The 15599-nt window shown below is 75.9% G+C and carries 17 protein-coding genes; 6 read left to right on the plus strand and 11 right to left on the minus strand.

Annotation, left to right across the window (positions count from 1 at the left end; all coding sequences use genetic code 11):
• Window positions 1-30: 30 nt before the first annotated feature.
• Complete coding sequence (locus V6V16_RS02585) at window positions 31-435, minus strand: winged helix-turn-helix transcriptional regulator (RefSeq protein WP_334559126.1); 405 nt, start codon at window positions 433-435, stop codon at window positions 31-33.
• Between the two features lie 76 nt (window positions 436-511).
• Here V6V16_RS02585 and V6V16_RS02590 point away from each other — a divergent pair, with 76 nt between their 5' ends.
• Window positions 512-1444, plus strand: coding sequence for an NADP-dependent oxidoreductase (locus V6V16_RS02590; RefSeq protein ID WP_334559128.1), 933 nt, complete (start codon window positions 512-514; stop codon window positions 1442-1444).
• Between the two features lie 51 nt (window positions 1445-1495).
• Here the strand turns inward: V6V16_RS02590 and V6V16_RS02595 are convergent, their stop codons facing one another.
• The 4 genes from V6V16_RS02595 to V6V16_RS02610 form a co-directional block, all read right to left on the minus strand.
• On the minus strand, window positions 1496-2254 hold the full coding sequence (locus V6V16_RS02595; protein WP_334559129.1) for an SRPBCC family protein: 759 nt from the start codon (window positions 2252-2254) through the stop codon (window positions 1496-1498).
• 1 nt (window position 2255) lies between these two features.
• Entirely contained in the window at window positions 2256-2864 is a 609-nt protein-coding gene (locus tag V6V16_RS02600) for an ArsR/SmtB family transcription factor (RefSeq protein ID WP_334559130.1), read from the minus strand.
• Window positions 2865-2976: 112 nt separating this feature from the next.
• Complete coding sequence (locus V6V16_RS02605) at window positions 2977-5148, minus strand: heavy metal translocating P-type ATPase (protein WP_334559132.1); 2172 nt, start codon at window positions 5146-5148, stop codon at window positions 2977-2979.
• Window positions 5149-5347: 199 nt separating this feature from the next.
• A complete protein-coding gene (locus tag V6V16_RS02610) occupies window positions 5348-5755 on the minus strand; it encodes a four-helix bundle copper-binding protein (RefSeq protein WP_334559134.1) in 408 nt (135 codons plus the stop codon).
• Window positions 5756-5914: 159 nt separating this feature from the next.
• Here V6V16_RS02610 and yidD point away from each other — a divergent pair, with 159 nt between their 5' ends.
• The 4 genes from yidD (at window position 5915) to V6V16_RS02630 (ending at window position 8607) form a co-directional block, all read left to right on the plus strand.
• Complete coding sequence (gene yidD / locus V6V16_RS27840; RefSeq protein WP_442934017.1) at window positions 5915-6133, plus strand: membrane protein insertion efficiency factor YidD; 219 nt, start codon at window positions 5915-5917, stop codon at window positions 6131-6133.
• Window positions 6134-6162: 29 nt separating this feature from the next.
• A complete protein-coding gene (locus V6V16_RS02620) occupies window positions 6163-6618 on the plus strand; it encodes an ATP-binding protein (protein ID WP_334559136.1) in 456 nt (151 codons plus the stop codon).
• 199 nt (window positions 6619-6817) lie between these two features.
• Window positions 6818-7651, plus strand: a complete 834-nt coding sequence (locus tag V6V16_RS02625; RefSeq protein ID WP_334559138.1) for an MEDS domain-containing protein — start codon at window positions 6818-6820, stop codon at window positions 7649-7651.
• Window positions 7648-8607, plus strand: a complete 960-nt coding sequence (locus tag V6V16_RS02630; protein WP_334559139.1) for a sensor histidine kinase — start codon at window positions 7648-7650, stop codon at window positions 8605-8607. Before V6V16_RS02625 ends, V6V16_RS02630 begins: the two co-directional genes overlap by 4 nt.
• Here V6V16_RS02630 and V6V16_RS02635 read toward each other — a convergent pair.
• Window positions 8567-9424, minus strand: a complete 858-nt coding sequence (locus tag V6V16_RS02635; RefSeq protein WP_334559140.1) for a cytochrome c oxidase assembly protein — start codon at window positions 9422-9424, stop codon at window positions 8567-8569. The genes V6V16_RS02630 and V6V16_RS02635 overlap by 41 nt on opposite strands.
• Window positions 9421-9903 (minus strand): DUF2243 domain-containing protein, encoded by a 483-nt coding sequence (locus V6V16_RS02640; RefSeq protein WP_334559142.1) that lies wholly within the window; start codon window positions 9901-9903, stop codon window positions 9421-9423. Before V6V16_RS02640 ends, V6V16_RS02635 begins: the two co-directional genes overlap by 4 nt.
• 189 nt (window positions 9904-10092) lie before the next feature.
• On the opposite strand from V6V16_RS02640, the gene V6V16_RS02645 reads away from it, so the two are divergent.
• Entirely contained in the window at window positions 10093-11331 is a 1239-nt protein-coding gene (locus V6V16_RS02645) for a DUF2786 domain-containing protein (RefSeq protein WP_334559144.1), read from the plus strand.
• 7 nt (window positions 11332-11338) lie between these two features.
• On the opposite strand, the gene V6V16_RS02650 is transcribed toward V6V16_RS02645, so the two are convergent.
• The 4 genes from V6V16_RS02650 to V6V16_RS02665 all read right to left on the minus strand — a co-directional run bounded on the left by V6V16_RS02650 (window position 11339) and on the right by V6V16_RS02665 (window position 15582).
• Entirely contained in the window at window positions 11339-11836 is a 498-nt protein-coding gene (locus V6V16_RS02650; RefSeq protein ID WP_334559145.1) for a hypothetical protein, read from the minus strand.
• Window positions 11837-11995: 159 nt separating this feature from the next.
• Window positions 11996-12169, minus strand: coding sequence for a CsbD family protein (locus V6V16_RS02655; protein WP_101413916.1), 174 nt, complete (start codon window positions 12167-12169; stop codon window positions 11996-11998).
• A gap of 162 nt (window positions 12170-12331) precedes the next feature.
• Window positions 12332-14590, minus strand: coding sequence for a heavy metal translocating P-type ATPase (locus V6V16_RS02660; RefSeq protein WP_334559148.1), 2259 nt, complete (start codon window positions 14588-14590; stop codon window positions 12332-12334).
• An 11-nt stretch (window positions 14591-14601) separates the two neighbouring features.
• Entirely contained in the window at window positions 14602-15582 is a 981-nt protein-coding gene (locus V6V16_RS02665; RefSeq protein WP_334559149.1) for a hypothetical protein, read from the minus strand.
• Window positions 15583-15599 lie beyond the last annotated feature (17 nt).

The following is a 15599-nucleotide window of genomic DNA, read 5'->3' on the forward strand; positions in this document are numbered from 1 at the left end:
CCACACCCCGTCCGCGCGGAGCGGGCCCGGTCAGCCGGCGTCGCCCCGGTCGTACGCGGCCCGGGCGCGGTGGACCTGCTCGATGTGCGTCTCGGCCCAGCTCTTGATCGCCTGCTGGATCGGAAGCAGGGTACGGCCCAGCGCGCTGATCTCGTAATCGACGCGCACCGGCACCGTCGCCGTCACCGTGCGGGTGAGCAGGCCGTCGCGCTCCAGCTTCCGCAGCGTCTGGGTCAGCATCTTCTGGCTGGCGCCGGGGATGGTCCGGCTCAGGTCGCTGTAGCGCAGCGGCCCGTCGGCGAGGGCGGCGAGGACCAGCGTGACCCACTTGTCGCTGAGGGTGGCCAACAGCTGGTGACCCGGGCACTGCGCGAGGAAGGCGTTGTACTCGTCGCGCCGACGCTCCCGCGACTGCGCGGCGCGCAGGGTCGGCATCACGAACCTCCGGGAGGGTTACGCACCTTCGGGTACCTACTTACCGGTGGAGAGTAACAGCCCTAGCGTGATCGGCATGAAGGCTGTTGCCGTCCGCCGGTTCGGCGGAACCGAGGTCCTTGAAATCGTCGACGCCGCCGTGCCGGAGGCCGGGCCGGGCCAGGTACGCATCCGCGTGGCCGCGGCAGCGGTCAACCGCATCGACCTCTCCACCCGCAACGGTGCGCTCAGCGAGGCCGGCCTGCTCGCCCCCGCCCCGGTGGTCTGGCTCGGCTGGGACGTGGCCGGGCGGGTCGACCAGATCGGCGCCGGCGTCAGCCGATTCGCCGTCGGTGACCAGGTCATCGGCCTGCGGGACGTGCTGTCGGCCGGCGGCACCCAGGCGGAGTACGTCGTCCTGGACGAGGGCGCGGTGGCCCCGGCGCCCTCCGGCGTACCCGCCGCCTGGGCCGCCACCCTGCCGCTCATCGGGCTCACGGCCGACCGGTCGCTCACCCTGACGGGCCTGCGTGCCGGACAGACGCTGCTCGTCACCGGGGCCGCGGGCGGCGTGGGCGCCATGCTGCTCGAACTCGCCGCCGCGCGGGGCGTCCGCACCGTGGCCGTCGCGGGCGAGGACGACGAGCCGCTCGTACGCGGCCTGGGCGCGACCTGGTTCGTGCCGCGTACGTCACGCCTCGCCGAAGCCGTACGCCGCGAGGTTCCCGGTGGCGTCGACGCGGTGGTCGACGCCGCGGTGGTCGGCGTCGCGGCACACGAGGCCCTCCGGCCAGAGGGCACCTTCGTGGCCCTGGTGGCACCGTTCGCGCCGCCACCCCTGCGGGCCACCCGCGTCGTCGTGCAGGAGGTGTTCGCCGACGGCGCGCGGCTGACCCGGCTGGCCGCCCTGGTGGACGCGGGACGGCTCAACCTGCGGGTCGCGGACACGCTGCCGCTGGACCAGGTGGGCGTCGCCCACGACCGCCTCGCCGCGGGTGGCCTGCGCGGGCGCCTCGTCCTCGTCCCCTGACCGGGGCCGGGCGTCTGGGCCGGCCCCGGTCAGGGGCACCTCGTCGGCGGGTCAGCCGACGGGAAGGGCGGTCAGCCAGCCCTGCCAGGCCCGCTCGGCCCGGGCCGGGTCCTGGTCCGCGGCGAAGACGTGGTGGCCGAGGACCAGGGCGTCGCCGCGCTCGGCGCCGGAGTAGAGGAACCGGTACAGCGCGTCGGCGGTGCGGACGCCGACGTACGTCGGGAGGCCGGCGAGGTCGACGACCCCCTCGATCGGCGGCAGGCCGTCGACGGTGAACCGGACCCGCGCCCCCTCGGTGATCGCGCCGCCGACGCCGAGGGCGTCGGCCAGCGCCGCCCACGCCCGGTCCGGGCCGCCGACGCCGGGCCGGAACGCCGAGAGCGGCGCCGCCGTCCGGCCGGGGAAGTGGGCGAGGTAGGCGGCCAGCGTGCCGAGGTACATGTCCCAGCCGACGGCCATCGCCGCGTACTCGCTCTCCCAGTCGTCACCGAGGACGCCGCTCTGGACGAGCCGCAGGGTCGTGCTGCCCCGCTCGCGGCCCTCGATGAGGTATTCCATGGCCGTGAAGGTGCCGTCCGGGGCCGGCTCGGTGCGGTCGGCGAGCCGCTTACCGGGCTCCCACGCGGTGATGGTCGACTCCTCGACGTTGCCGGCCATCGTCAGCCGGGTCCGGCCGCCCTCGCCCGGCTCCACCTCGCTGCGGCCCATGAACCACGAGTCGATGCCCGGGCCGGTGGCGATCGCCTCCCAGACCTGCTCCGGCGTGGCGGCCAGCTCAACGTCCTTGCGCAGCTCGAAACGGTGACCCATGTCAGTGCTCCTCGTTCGTTGTTCTGTCGTCTTGGTCGGCGCTGGGGTGCAGTGCGACCACCAGCCGGTGCTCGCGGCCGTCGGGGGCGTTCTCGTCGTGGTACCGGCCGACCAGTGCGGTGACCGTCGCGGCCAACTCCTCGGCGAAGGCCGCCCGGTCGCGCGCCGAGGCGAACCGGACGGTGCCGTCGACGGCGAACGTCGACACCCGCTGCCGCGCCCGCTCCGCGCCGGTGATGAGCGCGCCGACGTCCTGCACGAGCCGGGCGGCGAGCGCCAGCAGCCACCGCGCCGACAGCCGGTCCGGCGACCGCGACGGATCGGGCCGCACCGCGGCGAGAGCCGCCGGCGAGATGACGTACGACCCGGCGGTGGCCCGCAGGACGCGCTCGGTGACGTTGCCCTTGCGGCGCTCCTCCACCAGCTCGACCAGGCCGTGCTGCTCCAGCGCCCGGAGGTGGTAGTTGACCTTCTGCCGGGGCAGGCCGACGCGGGCGGCCAGCATCGTCGCCGATGCCGGCTCGGCGAGCGCGGCCAGCAGCCGGGCCCGCATCGGGTCCAGCGACGCCTCGGCCGCCGCCGGGTCCTCGATCACTGCGATGTCGAACATGGCACCACCCTCCCACCGACAATTTTTCTTGTCAAGACAGAATGAGTTGTCGGTGGAGGGGTGGGCGGTGGCTGGGGCTCGGAATCGCGTCGGGACAGGGGTGCGCCGCTCCTCAGCCCTCGCGCGGGCGCAGGCGCACCCGGCGCAGCAGCTGGGCGTTGAGCGCCACCACGATCGTCGAGGCCGACATGAGGATCGCGCCGACCGCCGGGCTGAGCGTCACGCCCGCCCAGGCCAGCACGCCCGCGGCCAGGGGAAGGGCCACCACGTTGTAGCCGGCGGCCCAGGCGAGGTTCTGGATCATCTTGCGGTACGAGGCGCGGGACAGCCGGATCACGCCGGTGACGCCGCGCGGGTCGGACGAGGCGAGCACCACCCCGGCGGACTCGATCGCCACGTCGGTGCCGGCCCCGATGGCGATGCCCACGTCGGCCCTGGCCAGGGCGGGGGCGTCGTTCACCCCGTCGCCGACCATCGCCACCCGCAGCCCCCGCCGCTGGAGGCCGGCCACCGCGTCGTCCTTGTCGGCGGGCAGCACCTCGGCGAAGACCTCGTCAACGCCGGGGCGGAAGCCCAGGTCGGCCGCGACCGCCTCGGCGACCGGCCGGGCGTCCCCGGTGATCATCGCGATCTTGCCGATGCCCTGCTCCCGCAGCTCGGCGATCGCCGCCCGGGCCTCGGGGCGCACCTGGTCCTCCAGCGCCAGGGCGCCGAGCACGGTGGCCTCGTCGCCGTCGAGGCGCAGCACGTGCAGCACCGCCGCGCCCCGGCCCGACCAGTCGGCCTGCCGGTCGGCGAGATCGCCCGGCGCCTCGACGCCCAGCTCGCGCAGCAGGGCGGGACCGCCGACGGCGTACGCCCTGCCGTCGACCTCGGCGCGGACGCCGCGCCCGGTCAGCGAGCGGAACCCGGTCGCCCGCCGGGTCACGCCGCGCTCGGCCCCCGCGGCCACGATGGCCCGGGCCAGCGGGTGCTCGCTGTCCGCCTCCACCGCCGAGGCCAGGGCGAGCACCTCGTCCTCGCTGCCGCCCCCGGTGGCCGCCACCCCCGACACGACGTGCTCGCCCCGGGTCAGCGTGCCCGTCTTGTCGAACAGCACCGCGTCGACCGTGCGCATCCGCTCAAGCGCCAGCCGGTCCTTGACCAGGATGCCGCCCCGGGCCGCCACGGCCGTCGACAGCGCGATCACCAGCGGGATGGCCAGGCCCAGCGCGTGCGGGCAGGCGATCACCAGGACGGTGACGGTACGCACCACGGCCGCGCCGAGGTCGCCGAGCGCGGCCCAGGTCACCAGGGTCGCCAGGGCCACCGCCGTCGCGACGTAGAACAGCCAGGCGGCGAACCGGTCGGCGAGGACCTGCGCGCGGCCGCTGGACTGCTGGGCCTGGGCGACCAGGCGCTGGATGCCGGCCAGCGCGGTGTCCTCGCCGACCGCCTCCACCCGCACCCGGATCGACGCGTCGGTCGCCACGGTGCCGGCCACCACCCGGTCCCCGACGTCGCGGGAGACCGGCCGCGACTCTCCGGTGACCATCGACTCGTCCAGCTCGGCGGCACCTTCGGTGATCCGCCCGTCCGCCGGCACCCGCGCGCCCGGGCGGACCAGCACCAGGTCGTCGACGCGCAGCTCCGGCACGGGCACCCGCGCGACGGTGCCGTCGGCGGAGACCCGTTCGGCGTCGTCGGGCAGCAGCGCCGCCAGCGCCGAGAGGGCGCCCTGCGCCTGGCCGATGGCCTTCATCTCCTGCCAGTGCCCGAGCAGCATGATCGTGACCAGGGCGGCCAGCTCCCACCAGAAGTCCAGCTCGAACACGCCGAGCGCGGTCGCGGCGGAGGCGACGTACGCGACCGTGATGGCCATCGCGATCAGCAGCATCATGCCGGGGGCCCGGTCCCGCACCTCCCGCACCGCGCCGACCAGGAACGGCCAGCCGCCGTAGCAGAAGACGACCGTGCCGAGCAGCGGACCGATCCACGAGACGCCCGGGAAGTCCAGCCGGTAGCCGAACCACTCCATCACCATGTCGCTGGTCAGCACGATCGGGACGGTCAGCGCCAGACTCAGCCAGAACTTCCGGCGGAACGCCTCCGGGTCGTGCCCGGCGTGCTTGCCGTGGTCGCCGTGCCCGCCCCGACCGTGGGCCGGGCCGCCGTGCCCGCCGGGGGCGTGCGGGTCGTGGCCGCTGCCGCCGGGGGCGCGCGCCCCGGTGCGCGGCCGGACCCGATCGGGTGCCGGGTCGCGGGGCCGGTGGTCGTGGTGCGGGTGCTGCGGGTCGTGGGACATCGTCGCCTCCTCCGACCACCATATACCCCCTCGGGGTATCCGGTGGCCGATCGCCCCGGCCGGCGGCGGGGGCGATCCGCCGTCCCCGGTGGCGGCCGGAACGTCCGACGGTGGGGGCGGAGACCGTGGTGCACGACCCGGGGTCGGGGTGGCCCGACACGACGACGCGCGGACGGTGCGCCGGCCGTCTCCGTACCGGTCAGCTCATGGTGGCGAGCAGGTCACGGCAGGCCCGTTCGCACGCGCGGCAGGCCTCGGCGCAGACCCGGCAGTGCTCGTGCATCTCCGCGTGGCCGGTGCACTCGTCACCGCAGGCCCGGCAGGCCACGGCGCACGCCTCCAGCAGGCTGCGGCTGATGTTGGCGTCGTAGCCGGTGTGCCGGGACAGCACCCGGGAGGTCGTGGTGCAGATGTCCGCGCAGTCCAGGTTCGTCCGTACGCACTTCGTCAACTCGGCGACCATGTCCTCGCTCAGGCAGGCGTCGGCGCAGGCGGTGCAGGCCTGGGCGCAGGCGTTCAGAGCCTCGATGACGGCGGCCAGTGCGTCCCGGTCCAGATTGATCGACTCGGGATAGGTGTCGAGCATCGACTTCGTGGTGCTGGGCACGGTGGTCTCCTCTCGGTCATTGCCTCCGCACTACCCGCGACGGACGCCCCGCATGCGACACGGGGACGGCGCCCGCGGTGGGGACACCGGTGCGGACCGTTCGACCCGCTCCCGCTCCCGCGCCACCGCCCCCGGGCGCCCTGCCGCCACCGCGTCGCGGTGCCACCCGTCGGTCGGTTCCCCGCGGCGGCGGCGCGTCGGTCGCCGCACCGGCCGGGGCGGTGCCGGTTCACCCCGACGTGCGGGGCGTACGGGCTGACGGCGGTCGAGCGACACGGCCTGACGGTCGGGGACCGGATGGCCGCCGAGCGGGTACGCCCCCCGGGTTACCGCGCGGCACCCACGACCCGGTGCGCTGACCGCCGCCGGCCGGCATGAGCCGGCCGGAGATCGGGTAGAACGGGACCATGGCCGAGCTGAGCAGTTCCCCGCCACCGCCGCAGGCCGCCGAGCTGCGGCGGTGGACGCTGTCGAAGGCGGCGGACCTGCGGGCCCTGCGGGCCTCCCTGCACGAGGAGCTGACCGGCGACGTGCTCGGCGAGGGCGAGGCGCTGGAGGAGATTCCCGAACTCGTCGTGCTGATCGCCACGGAACTCGCCACGAACGCCCTGCGGCACGGCATCCCGCCCACCATCGTCCGGCTGCTCGCCACGGACGAGTACCTCATCCTCGACGTCGCCGACCACGACCTGGGCTCCCGCCCGGAACTCACCGACGACCAGCCCGTCGCGACCGGCGGGCGCGGGCTGCAACTCGCCCGTGCCCTCTCCCTCGACGTCGCCTGGTACGCCACGGGCACCACCAAGAACATCTGGGCGTCCTTCCCCCGCACGGCGCGCCTGAGCGGAACGCGGAGCGGTTGACCGGGCCGTCGCCCGCACCGGGCGGCCCGGACGGCCGGAGGCGGACGCGGCGGAGAGGGAGCCGGCGGAGACGACGCTGACGACAGCGACGACGGAGGCGGCGGCGTGACGGGCGGGCGGCCTCCCGCCGGGGGCGGGATGGTCGCCGGCTCGGCACCCTTCGCCGGGCGGCCTACACTCGTGTCGTGAGGCAGCCATCGTGATCGCCCCGGAGCGGCACAGCGGGGAAGGCAATCACGTCTGCTGGACGTACGACGACCCGGAGTCCCTGGCGGACCAGGCGGAGCGCCACCTGGCCGCGAGCCTCGCCGCGGGCGAGCGCTTCTGGTACATCACCCCGCGGCCCGGCGACGCGGTGGCCGAGCGGCTGCGCGCCCTGCCCGGCTTCGCCGCCGCCACCCGGCGGGGCGCCGCCACGGTGGTCCCTCTGGTCTCGACCTACTCGTCCGACCACGTCATCGACCCGGCGGCGCAGGTCGCCGCCTACGCGTCGGCCACCGCCGAGGCGCTGGCCGACGGCCACACCGGCCTGCGCGTGGTCGCCGAGGCCACCGAGCTCGTCAGCACCCCGGCCAAGCTGGACGTCTTCACCCGGTACGAGCACCTCATCGACCGCTACATGCGCACCAGCCCGTTCTCGGCGGTGTGCGCCTACCACCGGCCGACCCTGGGTGAGCGGGCCGTCGCCGAGCTGGCCTGCATGCACCCGTCGACCAACGTCGAGGACCTGCTGTTCCGGGTGCACGCCGTCCCGCCGCAGGACGGGCACGCCGCGATCGCCGGCGAACTGGACATGTCGAACCACGAGCAGTTCCGCACCGCGTTGGACCGCGCCGACCTGCGGCCGACCGACGACGAGCTGGTGCTCTCCGCGTCCGACCTGCGCTTCCTGGACCACCGGGCCCTGACCCTCCTCGCCGACTACGCGCACCGGCGCGGGGCGACCGCCGTGCTACGCACCCCACGCTCCGCCCCGGCGCGCCTGGTCGACCTGCTGAGCCTGCCCGGGATCCGCGTGGAGGTCGTCCCGTGAGGACCGGCGCCCCCGCCCAGCACGACGGCTACTTCCACGAGGCCGTCCGCTACGACTCCGACGACGAGCTGCTCGCCGTGGTGGTGCCGTTCCTGCTCGGCGGGGTCGAGGCGGGCGAGCCCACCTTCGTGGCGCTGGGCGAGCGCACCGCCCGGCTGGTCCGCTCGGCGCTGCCGACGGGGTGCGCGGTCGGTTTCCTGCCCGGCGGCGACGTCTACGCCCGCCCCGCCGTCGCCATCCGCTCCTACCGTCAGCTCCTCGCCGAGCAGGTCGCCGCCGGCGCCGGGCAGATCCGCATCATCGGTGAGGTGCCGTCGGTCTCGTTCGGCGCGACCTGGGACTGGTGGGCCCGGTACGAGTCTGCCATCAACCACGCGTACGACGACTTCCCGCTCTGGAGCATGTGCGCCTACGACACCCGGATGACGCCGGCACGGGTGCTGGCGGACGTGGCCCGGACGCACCCCCGGTTCGCCACCCCCGACGGCCGGCACGTGCCCAGCGCGACCTGGACGCCGCCGGCGCGTTACCTGCGGCAGCACCCCCCGGTCGTGCCCGACCCCCTCCAGTCGCGCCCGCCGGTCGTCGAGCTGGCCGAGCCGACCGCGGCCGAGGCGCGCGCCGCCGTCCACAAGGCCGACCAGGGTCAGGTGCCGGCCGACGACGTCGAGGATCTCGTCGTCGCGGTCAGCGAGATCGTCACCAACGCGCTGCGCCACGGCAGGCCACCGGTCCGGCTGCGCGTCTGGGCCGGCGACGACCGCATCGTCGCGACGGTCAGCGACGGCGGCCACGGGCCGGTCGACCCGTTCTGCGGGCTGCTCCCCGTCTCCGACGGCGCCCCGGGCGGGCTCGGTCTGTGGATCACCTACCAGTCCTGCAACCACGTCACCTGGCAGCGCGACGAGGACGGCTTCACCCTGCGGATGACGGCCGGAAACGCGTACGTCGGCTGACCGGGGTGACCGGGGTGGCCCCGCGCCGGTCGCCGTCCGGGAGCGCCGGCCGGCGTGGCCGGCCCCGCCGGTACCAGGCGACGAACAGGGCGACGGCGAGCAGCAGCTCGCCGACGTCGCCGCCGTAGTACATCAACCGGGCCGCGGCGCGCAGCGCCGCGACGTCCCGGTCGGGCAGCCCCGGCGGCAGGGTGGCGGCGTGCGCGTAGAGGTACTTGGCCAGCACGGCGTGCCCGGCCCCCGCGCCGAGCAGCGCGCCGACCCGCACCGCCGGCCCGGGTCGGCGCGGGGCCGGGTCCGGGCCGGCCACCGACCAGGCGAAGAGGTAGCCGGCGGCGACGTAGTGCAGGTGCAGGGCCTGGTGCAGCACCGGGTCCCGCTCGGCCGCCGCGTAGAGCGGGGTGAGCAGCACCAGCGCGAGACCGCCCGTGGTGAGCAGCGCCGCCGTCACCGGATGGGCGAGCACGTGCACCGGCCGGGCCCGCAGGAACCGGCCGATCCGGCGGCCGACCGGCGGCGGGACGACCCGCAGCAGCAGGGTGACCGGCGCGCCGAGGGCCAGCGCGAGCGGGGCCACCATGCCGAGCAGCAGGTGCTGGGCCATGTGGGCGCGCGGGTCGCCGGCCCCGCCCCCGACCGGGCCGAGGGCGACCGCCAGCACCGCGCAGCCGGTCAGCCAGGCGACCGTACGCCGGCGCCGCCAGCCGCGCCCGTCGCGCGACACGGCCAGCAGGTAGCCGAGGGCGAGCACCGCGACCGCCGCCAGGGGCAGCGTCGCCGACTCTCCGCCGGTTCCGGGGTGCGCCAGCGACGTCACCGGGCGGCACGCGCCGCGCGGGAGCGTACCCGCCAGGTCACCCACGCGCCGAGCAGCAGCAGCGCCACGGCCGCCGCGTTCCACACCACGTCGTACGGCAGCAGGTGCACGCCGTAACGGATCTGGTGCAGCCGCAGCACCTTGTGGTCGACGATCCCGTCGAAGAGCTGGAACGCCCCGGCGCCGAGGAGGAACCCGCCCCAGGCGGCCCCGGGCACCAGGGCGCGCCGACGGCGCAGGTCGGCGAACCAGAAGAAGCCGCCGACCAGGGCGATCAGCTCGGCGGAGTGCAGCAGGCCGTCGGAGAGCAGCCCCACGGCGAGGGTGGACCGGTCGTAGAAGTGGTGCCAGCCGAGGAGCTGGTGGAAGACGATCTCGTCGACGGCCGCCATCACCGCCACGCCGATCACCGCGGCGGCCAGGACCGACCGGCGGAAGTCCGGCGCGCCGGAGCCGCCCGGGGACCACGAACCCGCCATCCGCTACCTCGCCTCACGTGCCGTCGGAGCACGATCTACCCCCGCGAGGGCCGAATCATGCGCCGGTCCAGGCGGGCGCTGGTGGCAACGGTCACGACCGGCGGACGGCGGGCCCGCCCGGAGGTACCTTCTGCGGGCAGGCGACGATCGCTCCCGGGCGCGCCGAAGCAGACCCCAGGAGGACACGCCGTGCCGGACGCCGAGGAACTGATCAGCGACGCGCTCGCGGCGGTGCGGGGCACCGACGTACGCCTCGCGGAGCGGCAGCTGGACCGGCTGATGATCGGGACCGGCGCCGCGGACGGCGCGGCGGTGGTGGACGCCGCCCTGCTGCGTCGCCTGGCCCGGAGCGTCGGGCGGCAGGCGCAGCGCGGCTGGCAGCCGGTGGACCTGGCGCGGCTCGCGGCCCGCCGGCTCGGCCCCCGCCCCGCCGGGCTGGTCACCGACGCCCTCGCCGCCGAGCGCCGCGACCCGGCCGGGCCGGTGCCGCCGTGGTGGGACGAGCAGCTGCGCGACCTCGGCGCGGAGGTCTGGTGGGACGCCGACGCGGGCCACCTGGTCGCCTGGGCCGCCCGCACCGGGTGCGACCGGTTCACCGCGCTGCGGGCGGCGGTCGACGCGTTGGCGCTGGTCGAGGGGCTCCCGCCGATCGCCGTGCTGCGCCCGCCGCCGGGCGCGCCCGGGCCGGCCGCCGCGCGCGGCGGGTCGGGCGGCGGCTCCCGGATGCTCGACCGGGTGCGGGCGCTGCTGGCCAAGGCGGAGTCGACCACCTACCCGGCCGAGGCGGAGGCGCTGACCGGCAAGGCCCAGGAGCTGATCGCCCGGCACAGCATCGACCAGGCGCTGCTGGCCGGCGTCGCCGAGCCCACCGACCGGCCCGGCGGGGTGCGCCTCGGCACCGAGGCCCCGTACGGGGGCGCGAAGGCACTGCTGGCGCAGGAGGTGGCGGCGGCGAACCGCTGCGAGGCCGTCTGGTCCGACGACCTCGGCTTCACCACCGTGCTGGGTTGGCCCGCCGACCTGGAGGCGGTCGAGCTGCTCTACACCTCGCTGCTGGTCCAGGCCACAGCCGCGATGCTGCGGGGCAGGGGGGAACGGCGGGCGAAGGGCGGCGGGCGCCGGACCCGGGACTACGACGAGTCCTTCCTGAACGCCTTCGCGCTGCGGATCGGCGAGCGGCTGCGGGCCGCCACCGAGGAGGCGGACCGGGAGGCGGCGGCGCGGAACGGGCCGGAGCGGCTGCTGCCGGTGCTCGCGACCCGCGCCGAGGCGGTACGTGAGCGGCTCGACACCCTCTTCCCCGGCGTCGTCCGGGGCCGGCTCACCGTGCGCGACGCCGAGGGCTGGTCGTCAGGCACCTCCGCCGCCGACCGCGCCTCGCTCGGCCCCGGCCCCGCCCCGACCCGCCAGGTACGCGGCCGGCGCTGAGCCGCCGTCAGGCGCGGCACTCGCGGGTCAGCCTCGGCGGGATGCCGGTGAAGGTGGAGTCCATCCACGCGGCCGGGCGGGCGGCCCGGGAGCCGGCGTCGATCCGGTCGGCGGTCTCCTCGATCAGGGCGCGGATCTCCGGGTCGGCGGCGCGGCGGGCCTGGGCGCGTACGTCGTCGGCCAGCCCGGCAAGGTTGCGTCGGAGCTGGTCGGCGACCTGTTCGCCGGTCAGGTCCCGGGTGACGGTGGCCGCCGAGTCGGTGGCGATCTTCCGGCTGCCCGCGAGGATGACCCGGTCGACCTCGCGGCAGACCTCCGCGGTGTTGGCCGCCGTCGTGGCGACCGGGGACGGGCTGCTGGTGGCGCTCACCGGTGCCGTCGGGCCCGGCGGGGCGGCGGCGGTCGGGGTGGCCTCCTGCCGCGCGGCGTCCTGACATCCCATGGCCAGCACCCCGAGCGCCACCGCGGCGGCGGCGCGCCGGGCGTACACGACGGATCGGGACACGGGACCCTCCGTTCGGGATCTCGACCGTCCCGCGGGACGGCACGGGCTCGGGCGGCACCGGGGACGTCGTCCTGCCAACGAGTGGGCGACCCGGGGGACACGTACGCGCCTACCGCCGGGTCGGCTCTCGGCCGACCCGGCGGTGCCCCGCGTACGCGGTCAGCTCTTGAAGGCGTCCTTGATCTTCTCGCCGGCCTGCTTCAGCTTGGCCCCGGCCTGCTCGTTGCGCCCCTCGGCTTCGAGCCGCTCGTTGTCGGTGGCGCGGCCGGCGCCCTCCTTCAGCTTTCCGGCGGCGTCCTCGGTCGTGTTGTTGATCTTGTCATCGAAACCCATGTCAACCTCCGATTTTGCGGTGCCGGTACGTCACTGGTGTACCCCCCGACGCCACCGCCCAACCGTCCGCCGCCCAACCGCCCGCCGCCCCGCCCGTGGCGACCGGTGCCGGCCACGGCGCCGCCGGCCCCTCCCGAGGGCCGGCGGCGCGGTGGGCGCGGCTCAGGCGACCGGGCGGAAGCCCCGCAGCCGGAGGCTGTTGGCGACCACGAAGACCGAGGAGAACGCCATGGCGGCGCCGGCGATCATCGGGTTCAGCAGGCCGGCGGCGGCCAGCGGCAGGGCCGCCACGTTGTAGGCGAAGGCCCAGAAGAGGTTGCCCTTGATGATGCCGAGGGTGCGCCGGGCGAGCCGGATCGCGTCCACGGCGGCCATCAGGTCGCCCCGGACCAGGGTCAGGTCGGAGGCCTCGATCGCCACGTCCGTGCCGGTGCCCATGGCGAGGCCGAGGTCGGCCTGGGCCAGCGCGGCGGCGTCGTTGACGCCGTCGCCGACCATCGCCACCGTCCGCCCCTCGGCCTGGAGCCGCCGCACCACGTCGACCTTCTCGGCGGGCAGCACGTCGGAGATCACCTCGTCGATGCCCAGCTCGGCGGCGACCGCCTCGGCGACGGTGGAGTTGTCGCCGGTCAGCAGCACCGGAGTCAGGCCCAGCTCGCGCAGCCGCGCGATCGCCGCCCGGCTGGTCGGCCTGACCACGTCGGCCACCGCCAGGACGCCCCGGGCCCGGCCGCCCCAGGCGGCGAGCACCGCCGTGCGCCCCTCGGCCTCCGCCGTGCTCGCCGCCCGCGCGACCTCCTCCGGTACGTCGAGACCGTGCTCGCGCAGCAGCCGGGGCCGGCCCACCAGCACCTCCCGGCCCTCGACCGTCCCGGTCACGCCGAGCCCCTCGGAGTTGACGAACCCGGTGACCGGCGGCAGGGCGCCCGCCTCGGCCGCACCCGTGGCGACCGCCCGGGCGATCGGGTGCTCCGACGCGGACTCCAGCGCCCCGGCGAGCCGGAGCAGCTCGGCGCGGTCCTCGCCGGCCGCCGGGAGCACGTCCACCAGCGTCATCTGGCCGGTGGTGACGGTGCCGGTCTTGTCCAGCACCACGGTGTGCACCTGCCGGGTGGACTCCAGCACCTCCGGTCCCTTGATCAGGATGCCGAGTTGCGCGCCCCGGCCGGTGCCGACGAGCAGGGCCGTCGGCGTGGCGAGCCCGAGGGCGCACGGGCAGGCGATGATCAGCACCGCCACGGCGGCGGTGAACGCGGTGGCGGGACCGGCCCCGGTGCCGAGCCACCAGCCGAGGGTGCCCACCGCCAGGGCGATCACGATCGGCACGAAGACGCCGGAGACCCGGTCGGCGAGCCGCTGCACCGCCGCCTTGCCGCTCTGCGCCTGCTCGACCAGCCGGGCCATCTGGGCCAGCTGGGTGTCGCCGCCGATCCGCGTCGCGGTGACCACCAGCCGGCCGCCGGCGTTGACGGTCGCGCCGACCACGAAGTCACCGGGGCCGACCTCCACGGGGACGGACTCCCCGGTGAGCATGCTGGCGTCGACCGCCGAGGTGCCCTCGTCGACCACCCCGTCCGTGGCGATCTTCTCGCCGGGTCGGACCACGAACCGGTCGCCCACGACGAGCTGGTCCACCGGGATCCGGGTCTCCGTGCCGCCGCGCAGCACCGCGACCTCCCTGGCGCCCAGCTCCAGCAGGGCGCGCATGGCCGCCCCGGCCGTCCGCTTCGCCCGCGCCTCGAAGTAGCGGCCGGCGAGGATGAACACCGTCACCCCGGCCGCCGCCTCCAGGTAGATGTTGCCGGCGCCGTCGCTGCGGCTGATGGCGAGGCTGAACGGGTGGGTCATCCCGGGCGTGCCGGCCGTGCCCAGGAAGAGCGCCCAGAGCGACCAGCCGAACGCGGCCAGGGTGCCGAGGGAGACCAGGGTGTCCATCGTCGCCGCGCCGTGCCGCAGGTTGATCCAGGCCGCCCGGTGGAAGGGCAGGCCGCCGTAGACCACCACCGGGGCGGCCAGGGTCAGCGACAGCCACTGCCAGAAGTCGAACTGCCAGGCGGGGACCATCGCCAGGACGACCACCGGCACGGTGAGCACGGCCGAGACCCAGAGGCGGGTACGCAGGCCGCGCAGCTCGTCCACCGGCTCGGCGGCGGGGCCGCCGCCACCGGCGGAGGCGGGCGGGGGCGGCAGCGCCGCGGTGTAGCCGGTCTTCTCCACCGTGGCGATCAGGTCGTCCGGGGTGACCTCGCCGGCGTACCGGACGGTGGCCTTCTCGGTGGCGTAGTTGACCGTGGCGGTCACCCCGTCCATCCGGTTCAGCTTCTTCTCGATCCGGGCGGCGCAGGAGGCGCAGGTCATCCCGCCGATCGCCAGCTCGATCTGGTTCGGCGCGTACGGCAGGGGCTTGCTGCTGGTCGTCATCACGGGTCCCGTCAGTCGTGCCCGTGGCCGGGGGCGCCGTGGTCGGCGCCGGCGGTCGGGGTGGTCGTGGCGGCGGGCGTGCTCGCCGCCGGTACGCCGGGGGTCGCCGGGGCGCCGGCGATCACCGTGAACTCGGCGGTACGCACGACGCCACGGTGGTTGAAGTCCAGGTAGAGCCGGTAGGCGCCGGCCGACGGCATTTCGGCGGCGAAGCGCACCTCGGGCCCGGGGCTGGTCCGCCCGTCGCCCGGTTCGCCGTTCGGGTGCACGTGCAGGTAGGCCAGGTCGCCCTGGCGCAGCGCCACCAGGTGGCCGTACGCGCCCAGGTAGGGCTCCAGGTCGGTGACCGGCGCGCCGTCGCGGCTCACCGTCAGGGTCAGCTCGGCGGTGCGGCCGGGCTGTGGCGCGCCGGCGAGGGTGACGGTGTAGCCGTCGACCGTGGTGCTGGTCGCCGGGGCGGGCAGCGGCCGCCCGGTCAGCGCGCCGGGGACGGTCACGTCGACGCCGAGCGTCAGCGCCTCGCCTCCGGTGGGCGTGAAGTCGGCGAACGCCCGCCACACGCCGGGCCCGCCGAGGGGCGAGTCGACCCGCCAGGTGCCGTCCGGCCCCATCTCGGGGTGCACGTGCCGGAAGCCCGAGAGGTCGCGCCGGGCGACGATCAGGTGCATGCGCTTGTCGTGCGCCACCTCGTACGCGGTGACCGCCCGGCCGTCGGGACCGGTGACCTGGAAGGCGAACTGCCCGGCCGGGGCGTCGACGGGGCGCAGGGTGTAGCCGCGCTCCGAGACGAGCAGCCCACCGGGCAGGTGGGCCGCACCCCCCTGCTCGCCCCCGTGGCCGGCCTCGCCGCCGGCCCCGTGGTCGCCGGTGGCGTCGTGACGGCTCTCGGCGGGCGCGGCTTCGGGACCGGCCACCCGGGCGGCCCCGTACGTCGCGCCGAACACCGTCGCGACGCCCAGGGCGAAGGCGCTCAGCTTCGTCGCCGTGTTCATGGAATGCCTCGTCTTCT

Origin of the sequence: Micromonospora sp. CPCC 205561, assembly GCF_036906775.1 — a bacterium.
Classification (GTDB): domain Bacteria; phylum Actinomycetota; class Actinomycetes; order Mycobacteriales; family Micromonosporaceae; genus Micromonospora.

Coding starts and splice junctions, on each gene's coding strand:
- V6V16_RS02660 (WP_334559148.1), bottom strand. CDS start 14,590: ATGACGACCAGCAGCAAGCCCCTGCCGTACGCGCCGAACCAGATCGAG.
- V6V16_RS02585 (WP_334559126.1), bottom strand. CDS start 435: ATGCCGACCCTGCGCGCCGCGCAGTCGCGGGAGCGTCGGCGCGACGAG.
- V6V16_RS02620 (WP_334559136.1), top strand. CDS start 6,163: ATGGCCGAGCTGAGCAGTTCCCCGCCACCGCCGCAGGCCGCCGAGCTG.
- V6V16_RS02590 (WP_334559128.1), top strand. CDS start 512: ATGAAGGCTGTTGCCGTCCGCCGGTTCGGCGGAACCGAGGTCCTTGAA.
- V6V16_RS02600 (WP_334559130.1), bottom strand. CDS start 2,864: ATGTTCGACATCGCAGTGATCGAGGACCCGGCGGCGGCCGAGGCGTCG.
- V6V16_RS02655 (WP_101413916.1), bottom strand. CDS start 12,169: ATGGGTTTCGATGACAAGATCAACAACACGACCGAGGACGCCGCCGGA.
- V6V16_RS02640 (WP_334559142.1), bottom strand. CDS start 9,903: ATGGCGGGTTCGTGGTCCCCGGGCGGCTCCGGCGCGCCGGACTTCCGC.
- V6V16_RS02605 (WP_334559132.1), bottom strand. CDS start 5,148: ATGTCCCACGACCCGCAGCACCCGCACCACGACCACCGGCCCCGCGAC.
- V6V16_RS02665 (WP_334559149.1), bottom strand. CDS start 15,582: ATGAACACGGCGACGAAGCTGAGCGCCTTCGCCCTGGGCGTCGCGACG.
- V6V16_RS02595 (WP_334559129.1), bottom strand. CDS start 2,254: ATGGGTCACCGTTTCGAGCTGCGCAAGGACGTTGAGCTGGCCGCCACG.